The 20,173-nt window shown below is 72.9% G+C and carries 21 protein-coding genes; 8 read left to right on the top strand and 13 right to left on the bottom strand.

What is annotated here, in order from left to right; genetic code table 11:
• Nucleotides 1-36: 36 nt before the first annotated feature.
• The 6 genes from QRN23_RS02100 to QRN23_RS02075 form a co-directional block, all read right to left on the bottom strand.
• Nucleotides 37-774, bottom strand: a complete 738-nt coding sequence (locus tag QRN23_RS02100) for a FliH/SctL family protein (RefSeq protein ID WP_158612908.1) — start codon at nucleotides 772-774, stop codon at nucleotides 37-39.
• 140 nt (nucleotides 775-914) lie between these two features.
• Complete coding sequence (fliG, locus tag QRN23_RS02095) at nucleotides 915-1,970, bottom strand: flagellar motor switch protein FliG (RefSeq protein ID WP_123571314.1); 1,056 nt, start codon at nucleotides 1,968-1,970, stop codon at nucleotides 915-917.
• Nucleotides 1,967-3,658, bottom strand: coding sequence for a flagellar basal-body MS-ring/collar protein FliF (fliF, locus tag QRN23_RS02090; RefSeq protein ID WP_123571315.1), 1,692 nt, complete (start codon nucleotides 3,656-3,658; stop codon nucleotides 1,967-1,969). The genes fliG and fliF overlap by 4 nt, the downstream gene beginning before the upstream one ends.
• Nucleotides 3,658-4,014 (bottom strand): flagellar hook-basal body complex protein FliE, encoded by a 357-nt coding sequence (gene fliE, locus QRN23_RS02085; RefSeq protein ID WP_123571316.1) that lies wholly within the window; start codon nucleotides 4,012-4,014, stop codon nucleotides 3,658-3,660. Before fliE ends, fliF begins: the two co-directional genes overlap by 1 nt.
• Nucleotides 4,014-4,409, bottom strand: a complete 396-nt coding sequence (locus tag QRN23_RS02080; protein ID WP_043596823.1) for a flagellar basal body rod protein FlgC — start codon at nucleotides 4,407-4,409, stop codon at nucleotides 4,014-4,016. The genes fliE and QRN23_RS02080 overlap by 1 nt, the downstream gene beginning before the upstream one ends.
• Nucleotides 4,409-4,753, bottom strand: a complete 345-nt coding sequence (locus tag QRN23_RS02075) for a flagellar basal body rod protein FlgB (protein WP_043596821.1) — start codon at nucleotides 4,751-4,753, stop codon at nucleotides 4,409-4,411. The genes QRN23_RS02080 and QRN23_RS02075 overlap by 1 nt, the downstream gene beginning before the upstream one ends.
• Nucleotides 4,754-4,945: 192 nt before the next feature.
• Between QRN23_RS02075 and QRN23_RS02070 the strand changes: the two genes are divergently transcribed.
• Nucleotides 4,946-5,230, top strand: a complete 285-nt coding sequence (locus QRN23_RS02070) for a hypothetical protein (RefSeq protein WP_285062316.1) — start codon at nucleotides 4,946-4,948, stop codon at nucleotides 5,228-5,230.
• Entirely contained in the window at nucleotides 5,223-6,188 is a 966-nt protein-coding gene (locus QRN23_RS02065; protein WP_285062315.1) for a hypothetical protein, read from the top strand. The genes QRN23_RS02070 and QRN23_RS02065 overlap by 8 nt, the downstream gene beginning before the upstream one ends.
• A 187-nt stretch (nucleotides 6,189-6,375) precedes the next feature.
• On the opposite strand, the gene QRN23_RS02060 is transcribed toward QRN23_RS02065, so the two are convergent.
• Together QRN23_RS02060 and QRN23_RS02055 are read right to left on the bottom strand one after the other, a co-directional pair.
• The gene (locus QRN23_RS02060) at nucleotides 6,376-7,107 is read right to left on the bottom strand and encodes a response regulator (RefSeq protein WP_056043699.1); all 732 of its coding nucleotides are present in this window, start codon (nucleotides 7,105-7,107) and stop codon (nucleotides 6,376-6,378) included.
• Nucleotides 7,104-9,095 carry a sensor histidine kinase gene (locus QRN23_RS02055; protein ID WP_285062313.1) on the bottom strand — a complete coding sequence of 664 codons (1,992 nt, stop codon included), beginning with the start codon at nucleotides 9,093-9,095 and terminating at the stop codon, nucleotides 7,104-7,106. Before QRN23_RS02055 ends, QRN23_RS02060 begins: the two co-directional genes overlap by 4 nt.
• A gap of 294 nt (nucleotides 9,096-9,389) precedes the next feature.
• On the opposite strand from QRN23_RS02055, the gene QRN23_RS02050 reads away from it, so the two are divergent.
• On the top strand, nucleotides 9,390-10,919 hold the full coding sequence (locus tag QRN23_RS02050; RefSeq protein WP_056043702.1) for a CitMHS family transporter: 1,530 nt from the start codon (nucleotides 9,390-9,392) through the stop codon (nucleotides 10,917-10,919).
• Between the two features lie 30 nt (nucleotides 10,920-10,949).
• Here QRN23_RS02050 and QRN23_RS02045 read toward each other — a convergent pair whose 3' ends face one another.
• The 5 genes from QRN23_RS02045 to QRN23_RS02025 all read right to left on the bottom strand — a co-directional run bounded on the left by QRN23_RS02045 (nucleotide 10,950) and on the right by QRN23_RS02025 (nucleotide 15,091).
• Nucleotides 10,950-11,285 (bottom strand): hypothetical protein, encoded by a 336-nt coding sequence (locus QRN23_RS02045; protein ID WP_173153544.1) that lies wholly within the window; start codon nucleotides 11,283-11,285, stop codon nucleotides 10,950-10,952.
• Nucleotides 11,275-11,751 (bottom strand): flagellar export chaperone FliS, encoded by a 477-nt coding sequence (gene fliS, locus QRN23_RS02040; protein ID WP_173153547.1) that lies wholly within the window; start codon nucleotides 11,749-11,751, stop codon nucleotides 11,275-11,277. Before fliS ends, QRN23_RS02045 begins: the two co-directional genes overlap by 11 nt.
• Nucleotides 11,751-13,139, bottom strand: a complete 1,389-nt coding sequence (gene fliD / locus QRN23_RS02035) for a flagellar filament capping protein FliD (protein ID WP_285062312.1) — start codon at nucleotides 13,137-13,139, stop codon at nucleotides 11,751-11,753. The genes fliS and fliD overlap by 1 nt, the downstream gene beginning before the upstream one ends.
• A gap of 189 nt (nucleotides 13,140-13,328) precedes the next feature.
• The gene (locus tag QRN23_RS02030; protein ID WP_285062311.1) at nucleotides 13,329-14,153 is read right to left on the bottom strand and encodes a flagellin N-terminal helical domain-containing protein; all 825 of its coding nucleotides are present in this window, start codon (nucleotides 14,151-14,153) and stop codon (nucleotides 13,329-13,331) included.
• 116 nt (nucleotides 14,154-14,269) lie between these two features.
• Nucleotides 14,270-15,091, bottom strand: a complete 822-nt coding sequence (locus QRN23_RS02025; protein ID WP_056043710.1) for a sigma-70 family RNA polymerase sigma factor — start codon at nucleotides 15,089-15,091, stop codon at nucleotides 14,270-14,272.
• A gap of 468 nt (nucleotides 15,092-15,559) precedes the next feature.
• On the opposite strand from QRN23_RS02025, the gene QRN23_RS02020 reads away from it, so the two are divergent.
• The 5 genes from QRN23_RS02020 to QRN23_RS02000 all read left to right on the top strand — a co-directional run bounded on the left by QRN23_RS02020 (nucleotide 15,560) and on the right by QRN23_RS02000 (nucleotide 20,139).
• Complete coding sequence (locus tag QRN23_RS02020) at nucleotides 15,560-16,063, top strand: flagellar protein FlgN (RefSeq protein ID WP_056043714.1); 504 nt, start codon at nucleotides 15,560-15,562, stop codon at nucleotides 16,061-16,063.
• A gap of 1 nt (nucleotide 16,064) precedes the next feature.
• The gene (flgK, locus tag QRN23_RS02015) at nucleotides 16,065-17,489 is read left to right on the top strand and encodes a flagellar hook-associated protein FlgK (RefSeq protein WP_350224681.1); all 1,425 of its coding nucleotides are present in this window, start codon (nucleotides 16,065-16,067) and stop codon (nucleotides 17,487-17,489) included.
• A gap of 3 nt (nucleotides 17,490-17,492) precedes the next feature.
• On the top strand, nucleotides 17,493-18,377 hold the full coding sequence (gene flgL, locus QRN23_RS02010; protein ID WP_285062310.1) for a flagellar hook-associated protein FlgL: 885 nt from the start codon (nucleotides 17,493-17,495) through the stop codon (nucleotides 18,375-18,377).
• Entirely contained in the window at nucleotides 18,374-18,778 is a 405-nt protein-coding gene (locus QRN23_RS02005; RefSeq protein WP_123571326.1) for a flagellar assembly protein FliW, read from the top strand. Before flgL ends, QRN23_RS02005 begins: the two co-directional genes overlap by 4 nt.
• A gap of 152 nt (nucleotides 18,779-18,930) precedes the next feature.
• Complete coding sequence (locus QRN23_RS02000) at nucleotides 18,931-20,139, top strand: PQQ-dependent sugar dehydrogenase (RefSeq protein WP_285062308.1); 1,209 nt, start codon at nucleotides 18,931-18,933, stop codon at nucleotides 20,137-20,139.
• Nucleotides 20,140-20,173: the final 34 nt, after the last annotated feature.

The following is a 20,173-nucleotide window of genomic DNA, read 5'->3' as shown; positions in this document are numbered from 1 at the left end:
CACCCGTCGCTACGACGGCAGGAGGCGCGGTGAGGGTCACGAGGCGCCCCCGTCCGACGCCGGGTCGCCGAGCAGGGCCGTCCGCGCCCGGTCGAGCGCGGTGCCGAGGCGGGCGTCGACCTGGCCGATGCGACGCTCGGCCTCGGCGTCGCCGCGGGCCAGGGTCGCGTCGGCGACGAAGGCCACCTCGGCGGCCACGGAGTCGCGGGTCGCCGCGTCGAGCTGGGCGAGGTCGGCGGGGTGGAGGCGGACCGTCACGACGTCGCCGGGATCGGTCACGGCGAGGGCGCGGGCGACCGCCGCACGGGCGGTCCGTCCTTCGCGGGGGTCGACCGTGTCGGCGGCGCCCCGGGCGGTGGCGTCGGCCCCGTACGGGCCGCCGTCGACGGACTCGGAGGCGCGCAGTTCGTAGCCGAGGACCGCCTCGGCGAGCTCGAAGGCGGTCGCGACCAGCGCCTCCTCGGCGTCGTCCAGGACGGGCGCGACGCGGGCGTCGAGCGCGCGGGCCGAAGAGGCGAGGGCCTCGACGGCCGAGACGGTGGCGGCCTGGAGGCGGTGCAGCAGGTCGGAGTGCTCGGCCTCGAGGACGGCCCGGCGGGCGGCGAGTTCGAGCTCGGCCGCGCGGAGGCCGGCGGCGTACCCGGCGGCGTGCCCCCGGGCCTCGGCGCGGGCGTCGTGCGCCTGTCGCGTGGTGGCGGCGTCGGACCCCGGCCGCGTGACGGACGGATAGCTGACGCGCGCGAAGGCCGGGGCGGCGCCCTCGGGGGTCATCACGGAATCGAGCATCACAGGGCCGTTCGGCGTTGGGGGTGACGGCCGATCCGTGGCCTGGGGTGGGTGAGCGATCCGTGCTCACCGGCGACTCTCGACCTCGGCCGGGACGGCGTTAGCCCTTGCCCCGAAGGGGGGCCGGGCTACTCGACGAGGGCGTCGTCGTCCGAGCGGTGCATGGTGATCGCGCCCATCGCCTCGAGTTCGCGGATGGCGCGCACGACCGACGCCCGCGCCTCCTCGATCTGCGACTTGCGGACCGGACCCATCGACTGCAGCTCGTCGTCCAGCAGTTCGCGGTTGCGCTCGGAGACGTTGCCGCGGATGACCTCGGTGACGGCCGCCGGCGCGCCCTTCATCGCCGTGGCGAGGATCGCCGCGTCGATGCCGCGCAGCACCTGCTGGATGTCGCGCGACTCGAGCTTGACGATGTCCTCGAAGGTGAGCATGCGCGAGCGCACCTCCTCGGCCAGCTCGGGGTCACGTTCGTCGAGGCCCTCGAGCAGCGCCTTCTCGGTCGCCACGTCGCTGCGGTTGAGGATCTCGATCAGCGGCTGGATGCCCCCGACGACCTCGACCTGGTCCCGCGGGGCGACGACGGCGCCGGCCCGGACCTTGAGGGTGGCCGCGACGATGCCGACCGACTCGGGGGTGGCCGTGCCCATCGTCGCGATGGCCTGGGCCACGTCGGCGCGCAGCTCGACGTCGAGGCCCGACATCACGGCGGAACCCTGCTGTGGCCTGAGGTGCGCGAGCACCAGGGCGATGGTCTGCGGCAGCTCGCCGTCGAGGAGCGCCACGACCTGACCGGCCTCGGCCTCGTCGAGGAACTCGAACGACTTGCCGGCCATGTTGGAGGCCATGCGCTCCATGACGCCGGCGGCACGCTCGGAACCGAACGACGCCTCGAGCAGACCGACGGCGACGTCGTGGCCGCCGCGGCGCTGGTAGCGGCCGCTCACGCTGAGGTCGTGGAACTCGGCCACGGTGGCCTCGGCGAGCGCGGGATCGACGCGACGCAGGCGGACGATCTCGGCCGCGATCTCCTCGGCCTCGACCTCGCTGAACTCCTTCATGACCGCGGCCGCGCGGGACTGGTCCATCTGCATCAGGATGACCGCGACCTTCTGGGCGCCGGTCAACGGCTTGCCGACCCCGGGGACCGCGGGGGCGCCGAAGGTGGTGGGGACGAGGCTCATGCGGGCTGCCGGTCGTCCATCAGGCCGCGGAGCAGCTCGGCGGTCTTGCCCGGGTCGCGCTCGGCCATCGCGTCGATCTCGGCCCGGCGGCGCTCGGCCGAGACGAACTCGGGCGACGGCGTCGGGGCGTCGACCTCGAGCAGCTCGGTCTTCGGCTCGCCCATGCCGGGCAGGGTCAGGCGCGAGGTGGCGACGGCGTCGTCCAGCGACAGCGGCATCGTGGCGTCCCAGGTCTGGGCGCCGTTCTGCGGGGAGAGCTCGCCGAGGTCGACGTCCTCGCGGTCCTGGCGGCGGCTGCGACGGGCGAAGACGATGAGCCCCACGATGGCGGCGATCGCGATGGCCGCGACGATGCCGACCGTGCGGATGGTGCCCCACATCGCCTCGCTGGCACTCGCCGCGTCGGCGGCCTTGAGCGCCTCGGCGGCGGCGTCCGCGGCCGAGGTGTCGAAGTCGACCTGCGCGACCTGGACGGTGTCGCCGCGGGCGGCGTCGATGCCGGCGGCGGCACCGACGAGGTCGCGGACGCTCTGCATGTTGACCCCGTTGGCCGCGGCCGAGTTCAGCGCGACCGACACCGTCTGGCGGCTGACCTCGCCAGCCGGGACGTTGAGGCTCTCGGTGACCTTGTCGACGGCGTTGTTCTTGGTGGTCGACTCGTTGGTGTAGCCCCCGTCGGCGCCGGTGCCCGCGGTGGTCGTGCCGTCGGCCGCCGTGCCGTTGGGCACCGCGATGTTGTCGGGGCCGAGCACGCCGGTCGCACCGGTGCCGTTCGCCCCGTTCGCCCCGGAGCCGTACTGCTCGGTGGTGCCCGACTCGTTCAGGGCGATCGGCCCCGAGGTCGGCTGCGAGAACGACTCGGTCACCTTGGTGCCCGAGCTCTGGTCGAGGTCGGCGGCCACCACGACGGACGAGTTGCCGGGGCCGACCATCTTGTCGAGCATGGCCTGGACCGAGGCCTGGACCTTGGACTCGTAGTCGCTCGCGTCGCCGTCCGCGCCTCCGACCGCTCCGCTGCCGACGGCCGAGAGCACCGTGCCCGAGGCGTCGGTGACGGCGACGTCGGTCGCCTTCATGCCGTCGACGGAGGCGCTGGTCAGGTTGACGATGGCCTGCACCTGCTTGGAGTCCAGCGTCGCACCGGCCTGGGTCTCGACGAACACCGAGGCGGTCGGGTCGCGCTGCTCGGCGACGAACACCGACTCCTCGGGGATCGCGAGCTGCACGCTGGCGTTCTTGACGCCGTCCATCGCCTTGATCGTGTTGGCGAGCTCGCCCTCGATCGCACGCTTGTAGGTGACGTTCTGCTGGAACTCGGACGAGGTGACGCCCATGGTGTCGAGCAGCGAGTAGCCGCCGCCCGAGCTCGCGGCGGGCAGCCCCGCGGCCGCGGCCTTGAGGCGCTCGTCGTAGACGACGTTCTCGGGCACGAGGATCGTGCCGCCGCCCGCGGTCAGCTCGTACGGCACGCCGTCGGTCTGCAGCAGTTCGACGATGGCGCTCGCGTCGGTCGGGTCGATGCCGCTGAACAGAGGCGTGTAGGTGGGCTTGCCCAGCCAGCTGACGAGCGCGACGACGCCGAGCACGAGGGCGGCGACCAGGATGACGGCGATCGTGCGCTGCGCGACCGTGAAGCTCTGGAGGGCGGCACCGAGCTTGGCGAGCTGGCCCTTGACGGCGTTCGGCATCAGGCCTGCATCCTCATGATCTCGTTGAAGGCGTCGACGCCCTTGTTGCGGACGGCGCTGACCAGTTCGAGCGTGACCTGGGCACGCGTCGCCGCGATGGTCGCGTCGTGGATGTCGGTCAGGTCACCGGTGACGGCCTTGACCGCGAGGGTCTTCGCCTCCGACTGCAGCTGCTGCAGCCCCTCGACGGCTCCGGTCATGGTCGCGCCGAAGGTCGCGCCCGAGGCCGAGGAGGCGCCGGTCGCGCCGGCCACGCCCGTCACGTCGGACGCACCGCCGGCCCCCATGAGCGAGCCCACGTCGGCGAAGCCGGTCTGTTGCACGGCCCCGAGGGCCTGGATTCCTGCGATGGGCATCAGCCACGTCCGATCTGGAGTGCGGCCTCGTAGGCCGTCTTGGCACGGTCGACCACGGCGGCGTTGGCCTGGTAACCACGCTGCGCCATGATCAGGTCGCCCATCTGGGCGCCGAGGTCGATGTCGGGCATGCGCACGTACCCCTCGGCGTCGGCCAGCGGGTGGTCGGGGAGGTACGTGACGCGGCCGGCCTCGCTGCCGTAGCGGTCGGCCTTGACGAAGACGCCGGACGTGCCGGCGCCTTCCTGCACCTCGACGTAGCGCGCCTGGAAGGCGGTGTCGTCCATCGACTTCACGGTGTTGACGTTGGCGATGTTGTCCGACACGGCGTCGAGCCACTTGCGGTGCACGGTCAGGCCGGTGCTCGCGATGCCGATCGCGTCGAAGGCGGTCATCAGTTCGTCCGGAACGCGGCGCGGACGGCCGTCAGCTCGGAGTTCATGGCCTGCGTGGCGAACTGGTACCGCAGCACGGTGTCGACGTTCGACAGGGTCTCGGTGTCGAGGTTCACGTTGTTGCCGTCGAGACGCGTCGGCTCGAGGCTGCGCGACGTGGACGCCTGGACCGCTCCGCTGCCGGACGCGACCGACCGGCCCAGCGCCTCCTCGAACTGCACCCGCTTGGCGGTGTAGTTCGGGGTGTTGACGTTCGCGATGTTCGCGGCGATCGTCTTCTGACGCAGCGAGAGACCGTCGAGGGCGCTCTGCAGCGCCGCTTGCGTCACGGATTCGAGTGGCATGCCTGTCCCGGTGGGGTCGATGGAGTGCGAGGGGCCGATCCGTGGCCGGTGTGCGAGCGATCCGTGCTCACGGCGCTCTATCGGCGGGGCGCGGGGCGACGTAAGCGGTGCGCAGGCGGCTGCCCCGTACTGGGGGCGGGCCGCCCCTGCTGCTAGCGTCGCGCCCAGGACCGGGGGGACGGAGGCGCGCGCATGGACGAGGACGGTCGACGGCTGTGGGGCCTCGGGGACGAGCACGCTCCCGACCCGGACGAGGAGATCGTCGTGGACGACGACGAGGCGGCCGCGGAGGCCGCTCTGGGTCGCCGGTCGGTCGGTGCCGCGGTCGGACTCGTGTTCCTCGCCCTCGTGGTCGCGGTGGTCGCGGTCGGGGTCGTGCTGCCCCTGCTCCTGTGGCCGGTCGGTCTGTGGATCGGCCTCCAGCGGCAGCCCGCCGAGATCGCGTCGCTCTGGTGGTTCGTGGGTCTCCATGGGTGATCGACGAGCGCTCTGCCTCGCGGCGCTGGGCATCGCCCTCCTCACCGCGTGCAGCACCGGCACGACGGGCCCTCGCGATGTGGACGACGGAAGGACCCTCGAGGAGACCGGCACGATCGCCACGGAACTGATCGACGGCCTCCAGGCCCAGGTCGACCCGACGCTCGTGGCGAGCGTCGAGGCCCAGGAGGACGGCGCGGCGTCGATCGGCGGCTCCGCGGACGACGCCGACGGCAGCATCCAGGAGTGGCGGGTGCTGCGGTACGTGAACCTCGTGCCGGACGCACCCCAGCTCGACGTCGCCGAGTCCGTGATCGATGCCCGCGTCGCGGACGGCTGGACGGTGGGTCTCGACCGGGAGACGTCGAACGCGGGAGGTCGCTGGGTCACGTTGACCTCGGACGAGGACCGCTACGACGGCTTCGAGCTGACCGTGCAGGCCGGTGACAACGGGGCGTCGACCGGGCAGAACTACGTCCTCCTCGGCGTGGTCGGACCGACCGTCGACGAGACCCCCACGGGGAAGTCGACCCCCTCCATCGAAGAGACCGGCCGACGTGCCGACGACCTCGTCGACCGGGTGGTCGCGCTCGTCGACCCGGCCGTCGTCGAGAGCGTCGAGGTGTTCGAGGACGGCGACGCCGGTGTGGCCGGCACGCCGAACGACCCGGACAGCAGCATCCGACAGTGGACCGTCGCGCATTCCGTCGTGCTCGTCCCGGGTGCCTCACGGGACGAGACGACGGCAGCGCTGGTCGACGCCCTCGTCGCCGAGGGCTTCACCGTCTTCGAGGACGACACCACGCCGAGCGGCTCACGGCGGATCGTGACCGGACCCGGTGAGGGTGCGGACGAGCCCTACACCGTGACCCTCCAGGGCGGACCCGACAGTTCCCTCAGCCGCCTCGTCGACGTGCAGGTGAACGGTCCGGTCGTCGAGACCGCACCGGCGGACTGAGCCGGCCCGCGCCTCCTCGGCGGCCCGCCCCGACGAGCGGGGGGGCTTCGCACCGCCGACTGGACGTCGCACCGCCGACGTGGGCGGTGCGATGTTCAGTGGGCGGTGCGATGTTCAGTGGGCGGTGCGACGCGGTGGCGAGCAGGCGGACGAGCGAGCGGGCGACGAGCAGGAGGCGCGGGTCGGGTCAGGGGCGCGAGTAGCGGTGCTCGGGGCGGCCGGTGGTGCCGTAGCTGAGCTTCATCGTGACGAGACCGTCGGCGGCGAGCGCCGCGAGGTACCGCTGCGCCGTGGCCCGCGAGACCCCGACCCGGGCGGCGACGTCGGCCGCCGACAGTTCGAGCGGCCCGACGCCGGCCCCGGCCCCGGCCCCGGCCCCGACCTCGGTGTCGGCGTCCGCGGCGTCCGCATCCGCCTCGGCTCCGAACTGCTCGAGCACCGCCTGCTCCGTCGCCGACCGCGACGGCGAGGCCGCCTTCGCCGCGTCGCCGGAATGGAGGATGCGCAGGGCCCGTTCGAGCGCCTCCTGGTCGACGGCCGTCCGCTCGTCGAGCACGTTGCGGTACCGCTGGTAGGCGCGCAGCCGGTCGACCAGCGTGCCCGACGCGAACGGTTTGATCAGGTAGCCCAGCGCCCCGCGCCGCAGGGCCCGCCGCACGGTCGTGGCGTCCGACGCGGCGCTGAGCACGAACGCGTCGACGTCGACCTCGCGCAGCAGGTCGAGCCCGCTGCCGTCGGGCAGGTGGACGTCGAGCAGCAGCAGGTCGACGTGCCGTTCGGCGAGGACGCGGCGCACCTCGGCGACCGTGCCGACGGCCGGCAACGCCCGCAGGCCGGGCAGCTGCTCGACCTGGCGGCGGTGCAGGTCGGCGACGTAGAAGTCGTCGTCGACCACGAGCACGGTGAGTTCGGTCGTCACGGGGTGGTCCTCTCGGGGGTGTCGGGGGCGGGCGGTCCGGGGGCGGGGGCGCTGCCGGCGGACGTGCCGACGCCGGGCGGTCGCGGGTCGTCGCCGCCATGGGACGAGGAGGCGCGGGCCGGCCCGGACGCGCCCGTCACCACCGCCTCGCCCGTCGCCACCGCCTCGCGCGAGACCGCGCCCACGAGCCTCGCGCAGAACACGGCGCCGTGCCCGTCGCCGCCCGGCGAGCCGAGCCAGACGTCGCCGCCGCGGCGTCGGGCGATGTCCCGGGAGAGCGGCAGCCCGAACCCCAGACCGTGCACGCGTGCGGGGTCGGGCTCGTCGTCGGCACGGTGCGGCCCACGATCGAACAGCTGGTCCACGTCGGCGACGCCGTCGCCCGAGTCCATCACCGACAGGTGCAGGTCGGTGCCGTCGTCGAGCACCTCGACCTCGATCCAGGCGGGCGTGACCCGTCCGGCGACGGCCGCCCGGACCGCGTTGTCGACCAGGTTGCCGAGGACGGTCGTCACGTCGCCGGGCTCGACGACCGACCCCGTCACGAGCGTCTCGGGCCCGAGCTTCAGCAGGACGCCCCGCTCGGCAGCCTCGACGCCCTTCGCCCCGAGGAACGCCTGCAGGTACGGCTCGGTCAGCCGGTCGGCGTGGGCGACCGGGTAGCGCAACGGCCCGTGGTCGAGGACGTCGGCGAGGTAGGCGCGGGCCTGCTCGGCGCGACCGAGCTCGAGCATCCCCGACAGGGCGTGCAGCCGGTTGGCGAACTCGTGTCGCTGCGCGCGGAGGGCCGTGGTCATCGCGCCGACGGCGTCGAGCCGGCGGGTCAGGGCCTCGACGGCCGTGCGGTCGCGCACCACCGCGACCCGGCCCAGGTCGACCCCGTCGCGCGACACCGGACGCACGTCGACGAGCAGCACGTGGTGGCCGACCACGAGCGTGGTGTCGGCCGGGGTGCCCGCCGAGGTGCCGGCCGACGCCTCGTCGACGGCGTCGCGCGGCCTGCGCGGCTCACTCGGACCGAGCAGCGCGACGAGCCCCTCGGGCAGGCCGAGCCCGGCGAGCGGCCTCCCCACGGCGGTCGATGCGTCGACCGCCAGCAGTCGCGCGGCCTGGTCGTTGCACACCGTCACGACGCCGTCGCCGGACACCGCCAGCACCCCCTCGCCGACCCCGCCGAGCACGGCCTGCTGGTTCTGGACGAGGCTCGACAGCTCCTCGGGCTGCAGCCCGAGGGTGGCGCGGTCGAGCCGCCGACGGATCAGCACCGACGCGACGACGCCGAGCGCGAGGGCGAGCACGGCCACCCCGACGACGGGCAGGGCGTCCTGCACGAGGGTGTCGTAGACCCGGGTCGGCGCGTACCCGACGCTGACCTCGCCGACGACGTCCGCCGCCGAGCCGGAGGCCACCGACGCCGCGCCGACCGAGACGCCCGGAGCGTAGATCGGCACCTTCGCGCGGGCCGAGTCGCCGAGCGTGCCGCGCTCCCAGGCGACGACCTCCTCCCCTCGCAGGGCGGCGTCGGGGCTGGTGCTCACCCGCTCGCCGATGCGGGAGGGGTCCGGGTGCGCCAGCCGCACCCCGCGATCGTCGGTCACGACGACGAAGAGCGCCCCGGTGCGCTGCTGGGCCGCGACCGCGGTGCGCTGTAGGGCTCCCCGGGCCAGCGCCTCCTGGTCGATCTCGGTGCCGTCGACGCTCAGCAGGGCGACCTGCTCCCGGACGTCGGTGTCGCTCGCGACGCTCTGCGCCACGGCGAGCGCGGTCGACTCGGCCTCGCGCGCCAGGCGCTGGACGGCGATGGTCGCGAAGACGGCACTGGTCAGCAGCACGATGGCGGTGACGACGGCGAGCTGGAGCAACAGCACCTCGGTGGCGAAACGCCGCTTCCGGAGGCGCGGCGCCGTCCCCTGCCCCGACCCGCCTCGCGCACCCGCCCGACGGCTCGCCGGCGTGCGGCGTCCCCGTGGTGAGCTGTCGTCGGTCACGCCCGCCAGGGTACCCGGCGCGGCCGACGCGACCCGCGCCTCCTCGCGGCCCCGCCCAGCCCTCGCGCACGCGCCGCACCGCGTCCCGTGCATCGCACCTCGTCTAGGCACGGTGTGGTGCACGAAACGCGGTGCCAAGCCGGGGTGGGGTCGGGGTCGGGGGGCAGGCCGGGCGTGAGCAGAACGCGCAGAACGGTGCCAACGCGCGATAGTCGGCCAATGCGCACAAGCGCGACGCGGCTCGGGAGGCGCGGCTAGCGTGCCCGGACACACGAACCGGACGAAGGAGTCCAGATGCTCGTCATCCTCGGTTATCTGATGATCGCCACCTTCATGGTGCTGATCATGACCAAGCGGCTCTCGCCGATGCTCGCCCTGATCATGGTGCCGACCATCTTCGGCCTGTTCGCGGGGGCCGGCCTCGGCATCGGCGACATGGTGATCGAGGCGATCGGCGACCTGGCCCCGACCGCGGCGTTGCTGATGTTCGCGATCATGTACTTCGGGCTGATGATCGACGTCGGGCTGTTCGACCCGCTCGTGCGCTTCATCCTCCGCGTCACCGGCAACGACCCCGCGAAGATCGTGCTCGGCACGGCCCTGCTGGCCGGGGCCGTCTCTCTCGACGGCGACGGGTCGACGACCTTCATCGTGACGACCGCCGCCATGCTGCCGATCTACCTCAAGCTCGGCATGAGCCCGGTCGTGCTGACCTGCGTCGCCGGCCTCGCCAACGGCACCCTCAACATCGTCCCGTGGGGCGGGCCGACCGTGCGGGCCGCCGCGGCGCTCAACGTCGCGCCGTCCGACATCTTCGTGCCCCTCGTGCCGTCGCTGATCACGGGCCTCGTCATCGTGTTCGTGTTCGCCTGGCTGATGGGCCTGCGCGAGCGCCGCCGCCTCGGCACGGTCGAGCTCGGCGGGTCGGTGCTGGCCGCCGCGGCCGAGAAGATGTCGCCCCTGTCGCGCGAGCTGGCCACGGCCGCCCGCGGTGGCGGACCGGGCAAGGCGGGCGTCGGCGTCTCGATGTTCACCAGCCCCACGGTCGCCCTGGGCCTGCGCGGCGGTCGCGCCGACGGCAGCCGCGCAGACGCCCCCGGCGAGCGCGCGGTCGACAACCCCGGCGGCAGCGGCGCCAGCGAGAACGGCACGCCCCTGACCGGCACGATGGCCGACACGATGCTCGACCCCACTCGCGAGACCCTGCGCCCCGGGCTGATCTGGTTCAACTTCGCGCTGACCGTCGTGGTGATGGTGCTGCTCGTGCTCGACCTCTTCCCCCTGGCCTACGTGTTCATGGTGGGCGTCGCGGTCGCGCTGCTGATCAACTTCCCGAAGGTCAAGCAGCAGTCGGCCGAGATCGTCGCCCACGCGCCGAGCATCGTCGGCGTCGTCTCGATGGTCTTCGCCGCCGGCGTCCTGATCGGCGTGCTCAACGGGACGGGCATGGTCGACGCGATGGCGCAGTGGCTCGTGCAGGTGATCCCGAACGAACTGGGTCCGTACCTGGCCGTCATCACGGGACTGCTCAGCCTTCCGCTCACCTTCTTCATGAGCAACGACGCCTTCTACTTCGGCATCCTGCCCGTGCTCGCCCAGAGCGCCGCGGCGTTCGGCATCGAACCGGTCGAGATGGCGCGAGCCTCGGTGATCGGCCAGCCCGTGCACCTGCAGAGCCCGCTCGTGCCGGCGATCCTGCTGCTGGTCAGCCTGGCGAACGTCAACCTCGGCGACCACCACAAGAAGGTGCTCTGGCGGGCGGCCGTCGTCTCGGTCGTCATGCTCGTGGTCGCCGTCGTCGTCGGGGTCATCCCCTTCGGCTGAGGCCACCCGGGCGGGGTCAGCCGGGCGGGGTCAGCCGGTGGCGTCGAGGTAGACCGGGCGCGACGGCTCGTGCGACGCCTCGACGGTGCGGACGGCTCCGAGGTGCTGCAGCACGGCGACCCGGGCGGCCTCGAGGCGGCCGAGGACGTCGCGCTGGCGCTCGGCCAACGAGGAGGCGCGGGTCGCCAACTCCTGCGGCAACGGCCCCAATCCCACGGGCGGCGTCCACCGACGGGCCGGAGTCGGCAGCGCGGTGGGGTCGCCGTCGCCGGCGGGAAGCGAGGCGTCCGCCTCGATGACCAGCGCCTCCAGCTCGTCGAGGGCCGCGCGCCAGGCGGCGTGCGTCCGTTCGGTCCTAGGCGACACCGACGCCTCCGGCCAGGCCGGGGACCGCCGAGGCGGCGCCGGCCTGCAGCGAGGCCGCGGCCTCGTGCCACGCCTGGCGCAGGGGCTCGAGCAGCCCGGCGACCTCGCGGGTCTGCGCGACGTCACGGTGCACGTTGGCGTTGACCAGGGCGGTCGACGTGTAGGTGTACAGGGCGAGCAGGCCCTCGCCGCCGTCCCAGACGTCGATCTTGAGCGACGACGACAGCTCGGCGATGATCGCCTGGGCGTGCAGCAACTGCTCGGAGGCGGCGGCCCAGTTCGCGGCGACCTGCGCGGCCTCGGCGCGCGACAGGTCGAGCATGAGGCGGTCGTAGAGCATCGTGACGAGCTGGACGGGCGTCGCCGACAGCACGGCGTCGCTCGTGTACTGGGCGCGCTGCTTCTGCACGACGGCCGAGGGGCCGGCCGAGGCCGCGGCGAAGGCGGCGAACGAGGTGGCGTCCATCAGCTGCTGCTCGTCGAGAGGGTGGCGAGCTGGCTCGAGATGTACTTCTGCTGCGCGGTCAGGGCGCTGAGCGAGGTCTCGAGGGCCGAATAGGTCTTCTGGAGGCTCGCGCGCCGAGCGGAGAGACGGTCGTCCCAGTCGCTGACGCGGTTGTTGAGGTCCTTCACGACCGACTGCTGCCCCGTGATGGTCTTCGTCAGCGAACCGTCGAACTTGTCCGAGACGGCCGTGGCCGTCGAGGCGACCCGGGCCGCGATGGCGCTCATCGTCGCCTGCACCTTGGCCGGGTCGGCCGCGAGGGCGGCGGCGAACTTCGTGGCGTCGACGGCGAACTGGCCGGTCTTGGCGTCGATCGAGATGCCGATGACGCTCGGCGACTGCCCGTCGACGGGGCTGAGCACGGAGTCGGTCAAGCGTTGTGTGATGCCACGGGTGGTGGAGTTGCCACCGAAGACGCCCGCGGTGACCGTGGTCACGCCGGACGCGTTGGTCGTGGTGGTGGCCGCGCTCCTGGTGCTGATCAGGCTCAACGCGGCATTGACGCCGGCGACCAGGTCGGTGGCGACCTTGGTGGCGGCGGTCGCGTCCCGGGCGATCGCGAGGTGCACCGGCTCGGTCGTCGTGGCCGAGACCGTGACCGAGACGCCGGGCAGGACGTCGGTGAAGGTGTTGCTGCTGCTCGTGACGACCTGTTCGGCCGCCGTGCCCGCCCAGAGGGTGATCGAGGCGTCGCGCGCCTGCGAGATCACGGCGGCGCCGGGCTGGGCGATGAGGTCGGGGGCGGTGCCGGCGGCCACGTCGGCGGTGGTGCCGCGGAAGACGTCGAAGCCACCCTCGGCTCCGCTCTTCTGGCTCGACAGCTGGAGACGGTACTGGACGGCACCCGAGGCGTCCTTGCCCGAGGCGACCTTGACGGCCGAGACGCCGGCGGCGGAGGCGTTGATCGCCGTCACGACGTCGTCGAGCGACGAGGAGGCGGCGGTCACCTCGGTCGTCGTTCCCGCGGCCGAGACGAAGGTGAGCGTCGCGGGCGAGTCGGGCCACGCCGTCATCGCCGCGGTCACCGCGGTCTTGGACGACGCGGTGGCCCCGACCACGAGGTCGACCGAGCCGGAGACGGCACCGGGAGCGGTGGTGGCCGTCACCGCCGTCGAACTGTTGGTCGGGGTGAAGAGGGAGAGCGAGCCCGCCTTGGCGGTCGAGGTCGCGAGGGTCGCCAGGTCGGCGATCTTCGTGTTGAGCCCCTGCAGGGCCGTGACGAGCGTCTGGCCGACGGTGGCCTTGTTCTTCAGGATCGTCTGGGGCACGGCCTCGGACTGCATCAACGTGTTGATGAGCGTGGTCGTGTCGAGCCCGCTGACGAGGCCGTCGATGCCGAGCGAGGCCATCAGGTGCTCCTGTCGAGGTGGGGTGTCCGGGTCGGACCGTGGGGCAGATCGAAGTGGGGGGGGGAGCGCTGAGACCGGGTGGCCCGACGGCGCAGGATCAGCTGCACCGTCGACGCCACCCGGTCTCGAACCGCGGTGAGGTGGTGGGTCAGGCCCGGGCTGGGAGCTCGGGACCCTCCTCGGCTACGACTAGCGGAGGAGCGACAGCACGCCCTGGCTGCTCTGGTTCGCCTGGGCCAGCATCGCGGTGCCGGCCTGGCTGAGCACGTTCGAGCGGGTGTACTTGACCATTTCCTCGGCCATGTCCACGTCGCGGATGCGCGACTGAGCCGCCGTGAGGTTCTCCTTCGCGACGTTGGTCGACGCGATGGAGTGCTCGAAGCGGTTCTGCACGGCACCGAGCTCGGAACGGGCCGACGACACGTCCTTGATCTGCGTGTCGATGGCGGCGATCGAGGTGAGGGCGTTGGCCGACGAGTCGAACGTGAGCGCCTTGACGGCGGTCGCGACGGCCGTGATGTCGGTGAGGTTCACCGAGATCTGGTCGTTCGCAGCCGTCGAGCCGGCTCCGACCTGGAACGTCAGCGAGCCGGCACTGTTGAGCAGGTCGATTCCGTTGAAGTTGGTCGAGTTGCCGATGCGGGTCAGTTCGTCGCCGAGGGCCGTGACCTCGGTCTGGATCGCCGTACGAGCGTCGGCGTTGTTCGAGTCGTTGCCCGACTGGACAGCGAGGTCGCGGACACGCTGGAGGATCGAGTGGACCTCCGTCAGGCCGCCTTCCGCGGTCTGGACGACCGAGATGCCGTCCTGGGCGTTACGTGCGGCCACCGTGAGTCCGCCGACCTGCGAGCGCAGGCCCTCGGAGATCGCGAGACCCGCCGCGTCGTCAGCGGCACGGTTGATGCGAAGACCGCTGGAGAGCTTCCCGAGGCTCTTCGACAGGTCGTTCTGCGTGCTGTTGAGGTTGCGGTAGGTGTTGTTGGCCGCGAGGTTGGTGTTGATCTGCATACCCATGGTGTTCTCCTCCGTGACTGGGTGGTGTTCGTCGGCCCATCCGTGGGCTGACACCGGCTACTGTCGGCCGGTCGACCGCGGCTGTAAGTCAGCCGCAGAAGTTTTTTCGGGCGATCTCAGACCGCCGTGCTGATGCCGGCGGCGTCGGGCTCGCGCATGGCGCGGGCGATGCCGACGGCGGCGTTCGTCGCGACGCGCGACAGGTAGGCGCTGCGGCGGGCCGGCGCGGTCTTCGAGACCGGCGTGAACTCGGCGTCGGGGTCGTCGGCGTAGTGCGACTCGAGGGCGTCGCGCAGCAGGCGGACCGCCTCGGTGCGCTGCTGCGAGACGGCGCTGTGGGTGATGCCGAGCTCGTCGGCGATCTCGGTGACCGTGCGGTCGCCGAAGTAGACGCCCTCGACGATCAGGCGCATGCGCTCGGGCAGGGCCTCGACCGCGGCGGCGACGTAGCGGCTGCGCTCCGAGACGAGCAGGTTCTCCTCGGGCAGCGGCAGGTCGGCCGCGAGGTGGTCCGCGACGGTGTCGTCGAGGGCCGAGACGGTCCGGGCCGCGTCGGTCAGGGCACCGGCCGCCGTCTGGCGGTCGACGCCGAGGGCTCCGGCGATCTCGTCGACGCTCGGGGCGCGTCCCAGGGTCGCGGTGAGCGCCTCCTGGACGGCCAGCGTCTCCTTGATGCGCTTGCGGGTGCCGCGGCTGGCCCAGTCCCCCGAGCGCATGTCGTCGGCGAACGCGCCGACGATGCGGGTGCGGGCGTAGGCGCCGAACGGGATGCCGAGCGTGGGGTCGAAGGCGTCCGCGGCCTGGACGAGGGCGACGGCCCCGACCGAGGCGAGGTCGTCACGCGACAGGTGGGTGGCGCGGGCGCAGACCTCCGAGACGAGGTAGCCGACCAGTGGCAGGTTCTCCACCACCATGGCGTTCCGTTCGGTGCGGTTCATCGCGACTCCCAGTGCGATAGGGGACCTCGTGGTCCGGTGATCGTGACTCCGGGCGCGACGAACGGCCCTCTGATCAGGGCACGTCGACAGGGTTCGCCGAGGAGGCGCGGTGCACCGGACGAGACGTCGTCCGGACCGCAGATGATGCGTGGCGACCGACCCGTCGGGGGCCCGTCGCTGCTCTGCAACGCTACCGAGCCGGAGGGGGGCGGCGGCAGGCCGGGACTGCCCCCAGTGCGGGGGAACGACCGTCATCTCTTCGGGGGACACACCTCGTGCCCTCACCCCCGTACTGGGTCGGACCGCCCCTTCCTCCGAGCGGTGCTTTAAGGCTAGGCGCAGGGTTCGGGCCGATGACTAACGGGCCCCGCGCCTCCGCCGATAGTCACCGGTGCAGAGGACGCCGGGCACTCCTCGCCGACGGACGACGAACCCGACACCCCGATGCGACCGACCGAGGAGGCCCCCATGGGCGCGAACGAACTCTCCGCGCTGCTCTGGCGAGAGCGCGAGCTGCTCGAGCTGCTGACCTTCAAGCTCGAGGAGGAGCAACTGCTGCTCACCGCGGGCCGCAGCCGCTGGGTCGACCACGCCACGCGCGAGGTCGAGCAGGTGCTCGGTCGCCTCCGTTCCGCGGGGCTCGAGCGGAGCGTCGAGGTGTCGGCCGTCGCCCGCGAGTGGGGCACCGACGAGGAGGCCCCCTTGCGCGAGATCATCTCCGCGGCACCGTCCGGCCCGTGGGGCGAGATCTTCACCGCCCACCTCCGCGCCATGACCGAGCTGACCGGGCGCATCGCCCAGCTGCGCGACGAGAACGAACGCTTCCTGCGGGCCGCCGCCCGCGCCACGCAGGAGACCCTGGCCACCGCGTCCACGGGCCCCGCGACCGCGACGTACGACGCGACGGGCCAGACCGGTCACGCGAGCTCGGCCAGCGCCTCCGGCGGTCACCTCTTCGACGGGCGGCTCTGACGTGGTGAGCACCTTCGGCAGCCTGGCCACCGCATACCGCGGGCTGACCGCGGCCCGCACCGGGCTCGACGTGGTCGGCCAGAACATCGCCAACGTCAACACCGAGGGCTACACGCGGCAACGGGTCACGCAGTCCTCGATCGAGGCGGCCGCCCGCGTGGGCGTGTTCTCGAACGGCGTCCAGCCCGGACAGGGCGTGTCGGTCGACGGCATCGCCCGCATCGGCGACCGGTTCGCCGACGCCCAGGTCCGCGGCGCCGCCGGGGCAGCCGGCTACCAGGGCGTGCGGGCGTCGGTCACGGCCGCCCTGGAGTCGTCCCTGAACGAGCCCAGCACGACCGGCATCGCCTCGCAGCTGACGAAGTTCTGGTCCGCCTGGCAGGACGTGTCGAACGACCCCTCGGCTGCGGCCCCTGCGGCCGTCCTGCTCGGCCAGGCGAACACGATCGCCCAGACCCTCTCGACCGGCTACAAGGCCGTCGACGACCAGTGGACCTCGCAGCGTCAGCAGCTCGACGGCCTCGCCTCGCAGCTCAACTCGGCCGCGACCCAGGTGGCCGACCTCAACGTGCGCATCCGCACCGCGACCCAGCAGGGCGTCAGCACCAACGAACTGGTGGACGCCCGCTCGGCACTGACCGAGAAGATCGCGACGCTCGCCGGAGGCACGGTGCGCGACAACGCGGACGGCACGGTCGACGTCCTGGTCGGCGGCAACGCCCTGGTGTCGGGCGACTCGGCCCGCCAGGTGAAGGTGACCGGCGACTACACCCTGGCCACCGCCTCCTCGGGGGTCTCGCTCGAATGGACCCACCGCGCCGGCGACCCGATCTCGCTCGACGGCGGCAGCATCGCCGGTTCGCTGTCGGTGCTCGCCCCGGCCGCGCCCGGCGGCACCGGCGGGGTGCTGGCCGAGGCCGCCGCGAGCTACGACGCCCTCGCGACCCAGCTCGCCAGCCAGGTGAACGCCGTGCACGCGACCGGCACGACCGCCGACGGCACCACGGGCCACGACTTCTTCGCCCTCACCGCCGGGGTGCCCGCGGCGCGCGGCCTCACCGTGCTGCCGACCGGCGCCTCGACCATCGCGTCGGGCAACGGCACGGGGGGCGCCCTCGACGGGTCGATCGCCCGCGCCGTCGGCCGGATCGGACTCTCGACCGGATCGCCCGACCGCGCCTGGGGCTCGATCGTCAGCACGATCGGGGCCACGGCCCGCACCGAGGCCGACCGCTCGACCCTAACCGACCTCGCGGCGACGTCCGCCAAGGGGCGCCAGCTCTCGACCGCCGGGGTCAGCCTCGACGAGGAGAACGTCAACCTGCTCACCTATCAGCACGCCTACCAGGGCGCGGCCCGCGTCATGACCGCGATCGACGAGATGCTCGACACGTTGATCAACGGCATGGGACGGGTCGGGAGGTAACCGATGATCACCCGCACCACGAACCAGATGGCGATGCTCACCGCGCAGCGCAACCTGCAGACCAGCTCGTACCGGGTCGACCAGGCCCAGCAGCGGGCCGCGAGCCTCGACCGCATCTCGAAGCCGTCGGACGATCCGGCCGGCACGGCGGACGCCCTGCGGGTCAAGGCCGAGCAGGCGGCCAACGTGCAGTTCTCCCGCAACGTCGGCGACGGCAACGGGTGGCTCTCGCTGGCCGACTCGGCGCTGTCGTCCACCGACGACGTGCTCAAGAAGGTGCGCGACCTCACGGTGCAGGGCGCCAACACCGGCGCGCTGTCGCAACCCGCCCTCGACGCCATCGCGACCGAGATCGACGGTCTCAAGGCCGACCTGCTCGCCGTGGCGAACACCTCGTACAACGGCCGCAGCGTCTTCGCCGGCACGTCGGACGCGGGCGTCGCCTTCCGCCCCGACTTCAGCTACACCGGCACCCCGGGCTCGTCGGTCACCCGCCAGATCGGCGTCGAGACCGACGTGCGCGTCGACGCCGACGGAGCCGCCGCCTTCGGCACCGGCGCCGACTCGGTCTTCAGCATGCTCGACCGCATCGCCACCGACCTGCGCGCCGGCGTCAACGTCGGCACGCGGCTCACCGAGGTCGACGCCCGGTTGACGGCCGTGCGCGGCGTACAGTCCGACATCGGGGCACGACAGTCCCAGATCCTGAGAGCCGAGGACACCCTCTTGGACACCAAGACCACGCTGGAGGCGCAGCGCGCCGGCATCATGGACCTCGATCTCGGCGAGGCCGTGCTCGACCTGCAGATGCAGAACAACTCGTACCAGGCGGCCCTCGCGGTCACCGCCAAGGTGCTGCAGCCCACGCTGATGGACTTCCTCCGATGAGCGCGAACGCCGCCCGCGAGGTCGCGGGCTCCGTCGTGACGTTCGTCGCGCCTCCGTTCGGTCTCGAGCCGCTCACCGACTTCTCGCTCGAGCGCATCGACGGCGCCCACGGGCTCTTCGCCCTGCGGGCGAGCGGGTCCGAGGTGCGACTGTTCGTGCTCGACGCGTCGGTGCACCTGCCCGACTACTCGCCCGTCGTGTCGGACGACCAGTCCGCCACCCTCGACCTGCAGGACGCCGCCGACGCCCTGCTGCTCGTCGTCGCGACGCCCGCGTCGACCGGCATGACGGTCAACCTGCTCGCGCCGATCGTGGTCAACGTGCGCACCGGAGCGGGCGCCCAGTTGATCCTCGAGGGCCAGGACTGGCCGCTGCGCGCCGAGCTGAGCCCCCGCGCGTAGCCGCCTGCCGGCGGGAGGGCACCGGGTCGCCCGTCGGCTGGGCACGGGCTCGCCCCTCGGCTGGGCACGGGCTGCGAAGGCGGTCACGGTGTGGTGACGACCGATGCGGCCGTCGCGCCCATCGGCTTGCCTGGGACCCAGGAGGCGCGATCATGATCACGACACCCCGCACCACACGGCACCGGTTCGCCGTCGGCACGATGGCGGCGGTCACCGCCGTCCTGCTCGTCGGCTGCTCCACGGGGGACGACGCATCGGGTTCGGGCGGCCCGGCCGCCACGCGTCCGGCGTCCGAGACCCCGACCGACCCGACGGCCGCGGCCGGACCCGGCCCGGTCGCGCCGACCACCGACGCGACCGCCGTCACCGTCGCGGCCGACGCCGTGACGATCGACGTCGCCACGGACCTGGCCGCCCCCTGGTCGGTCGTGCGACTCGACACCGGGTCGTCGTTCGTCAGCCTGCGCGACACCGGCACCGTGCTCGAACTGCTCGCCGACGGCAGCACCCGCGAGGCCGGCACGATCGGCGGGGTCGTGCACGAGGGCGAGGGCGGGCTGCTCGGCCTGGCCGTGCTCGCGGGTTCGCCGTCGTACCTCTACGCCTACGCCACGACCGCCGACGACAACCGCGTCGTGCGCGCGCCGATCACGGGTGAGGTCGGCTCGTACGGCCTGGGCGAGCAGGAGACGGTGATCACGGGCATCCCCAGGGCGAGCAACCACGACGGCGGCCGCATCGCGTTCGGCCCGGACGGGGCCCTGTACGTGACGACCGGCGACGCGAACCAGCGGCCGAACGCCCAGGACCCCGGCTCGCTCGGCGGAAAGGTGCTGCGCGCGACCGCGATCGGCGGCGTGCCCGACGACAACCCCGAACCCGGGTCGCTCGTCTACTCGCTCGGCCACCGCAACCCGCAGGGCATCGCCTGGGACGCCACCGGCGCCGCCTGGGCGGCCGAGTTCGGGCAGAACACCTACGACGAGCTCAACGCCCTCGAGCCCGGGGCGAACTACGGCTGGCCGGACGTCGAGGGGCGCGGCGACGTCGCGGGCTTCGCGGACCCGGTGCTGCAGTGGTCGACCGACGACGCCAGCCCGAGCGGCCTCACGGCGGTCGGCACGACGCTCTACCTGGCCGGGCTCGGCGGCGAGAAGCTGTTCGAGATCCAGGTGGCGCCCGGCTCCGAGGCCGTGCCGACCGAACTATTCGCCGGCGACCGGTCGCTCGGCCGCATCCGCGACGTCCTGCCCGGTCCCGACGGCACCCTCTGGCTCGTGACGAACAACACGGACGGGCGCGGCACGCCGAGCGCCGGCGACGACCGCATCGTCAGCGTCACCCTCACCCCGGCCCCCTGACCCGGCGGGCGCCACCGGTGGAGGCGGTGGCCGA

It is taken from the genome of Frigoribacterium sp. ME-P-080, from assembly GCF_030209595.1.
Taxonomy (GTDB): Bacteria; Actinomycetota; Actinomycetes; order Actinomycetales; family Microbacteriaceae; genus Frigoribacterium.
The sequence above is the reverse complement of the archived record's forward strand: the minus strand, read 5'-3'. Positions and strand labels throughout refer to the sequence as shown.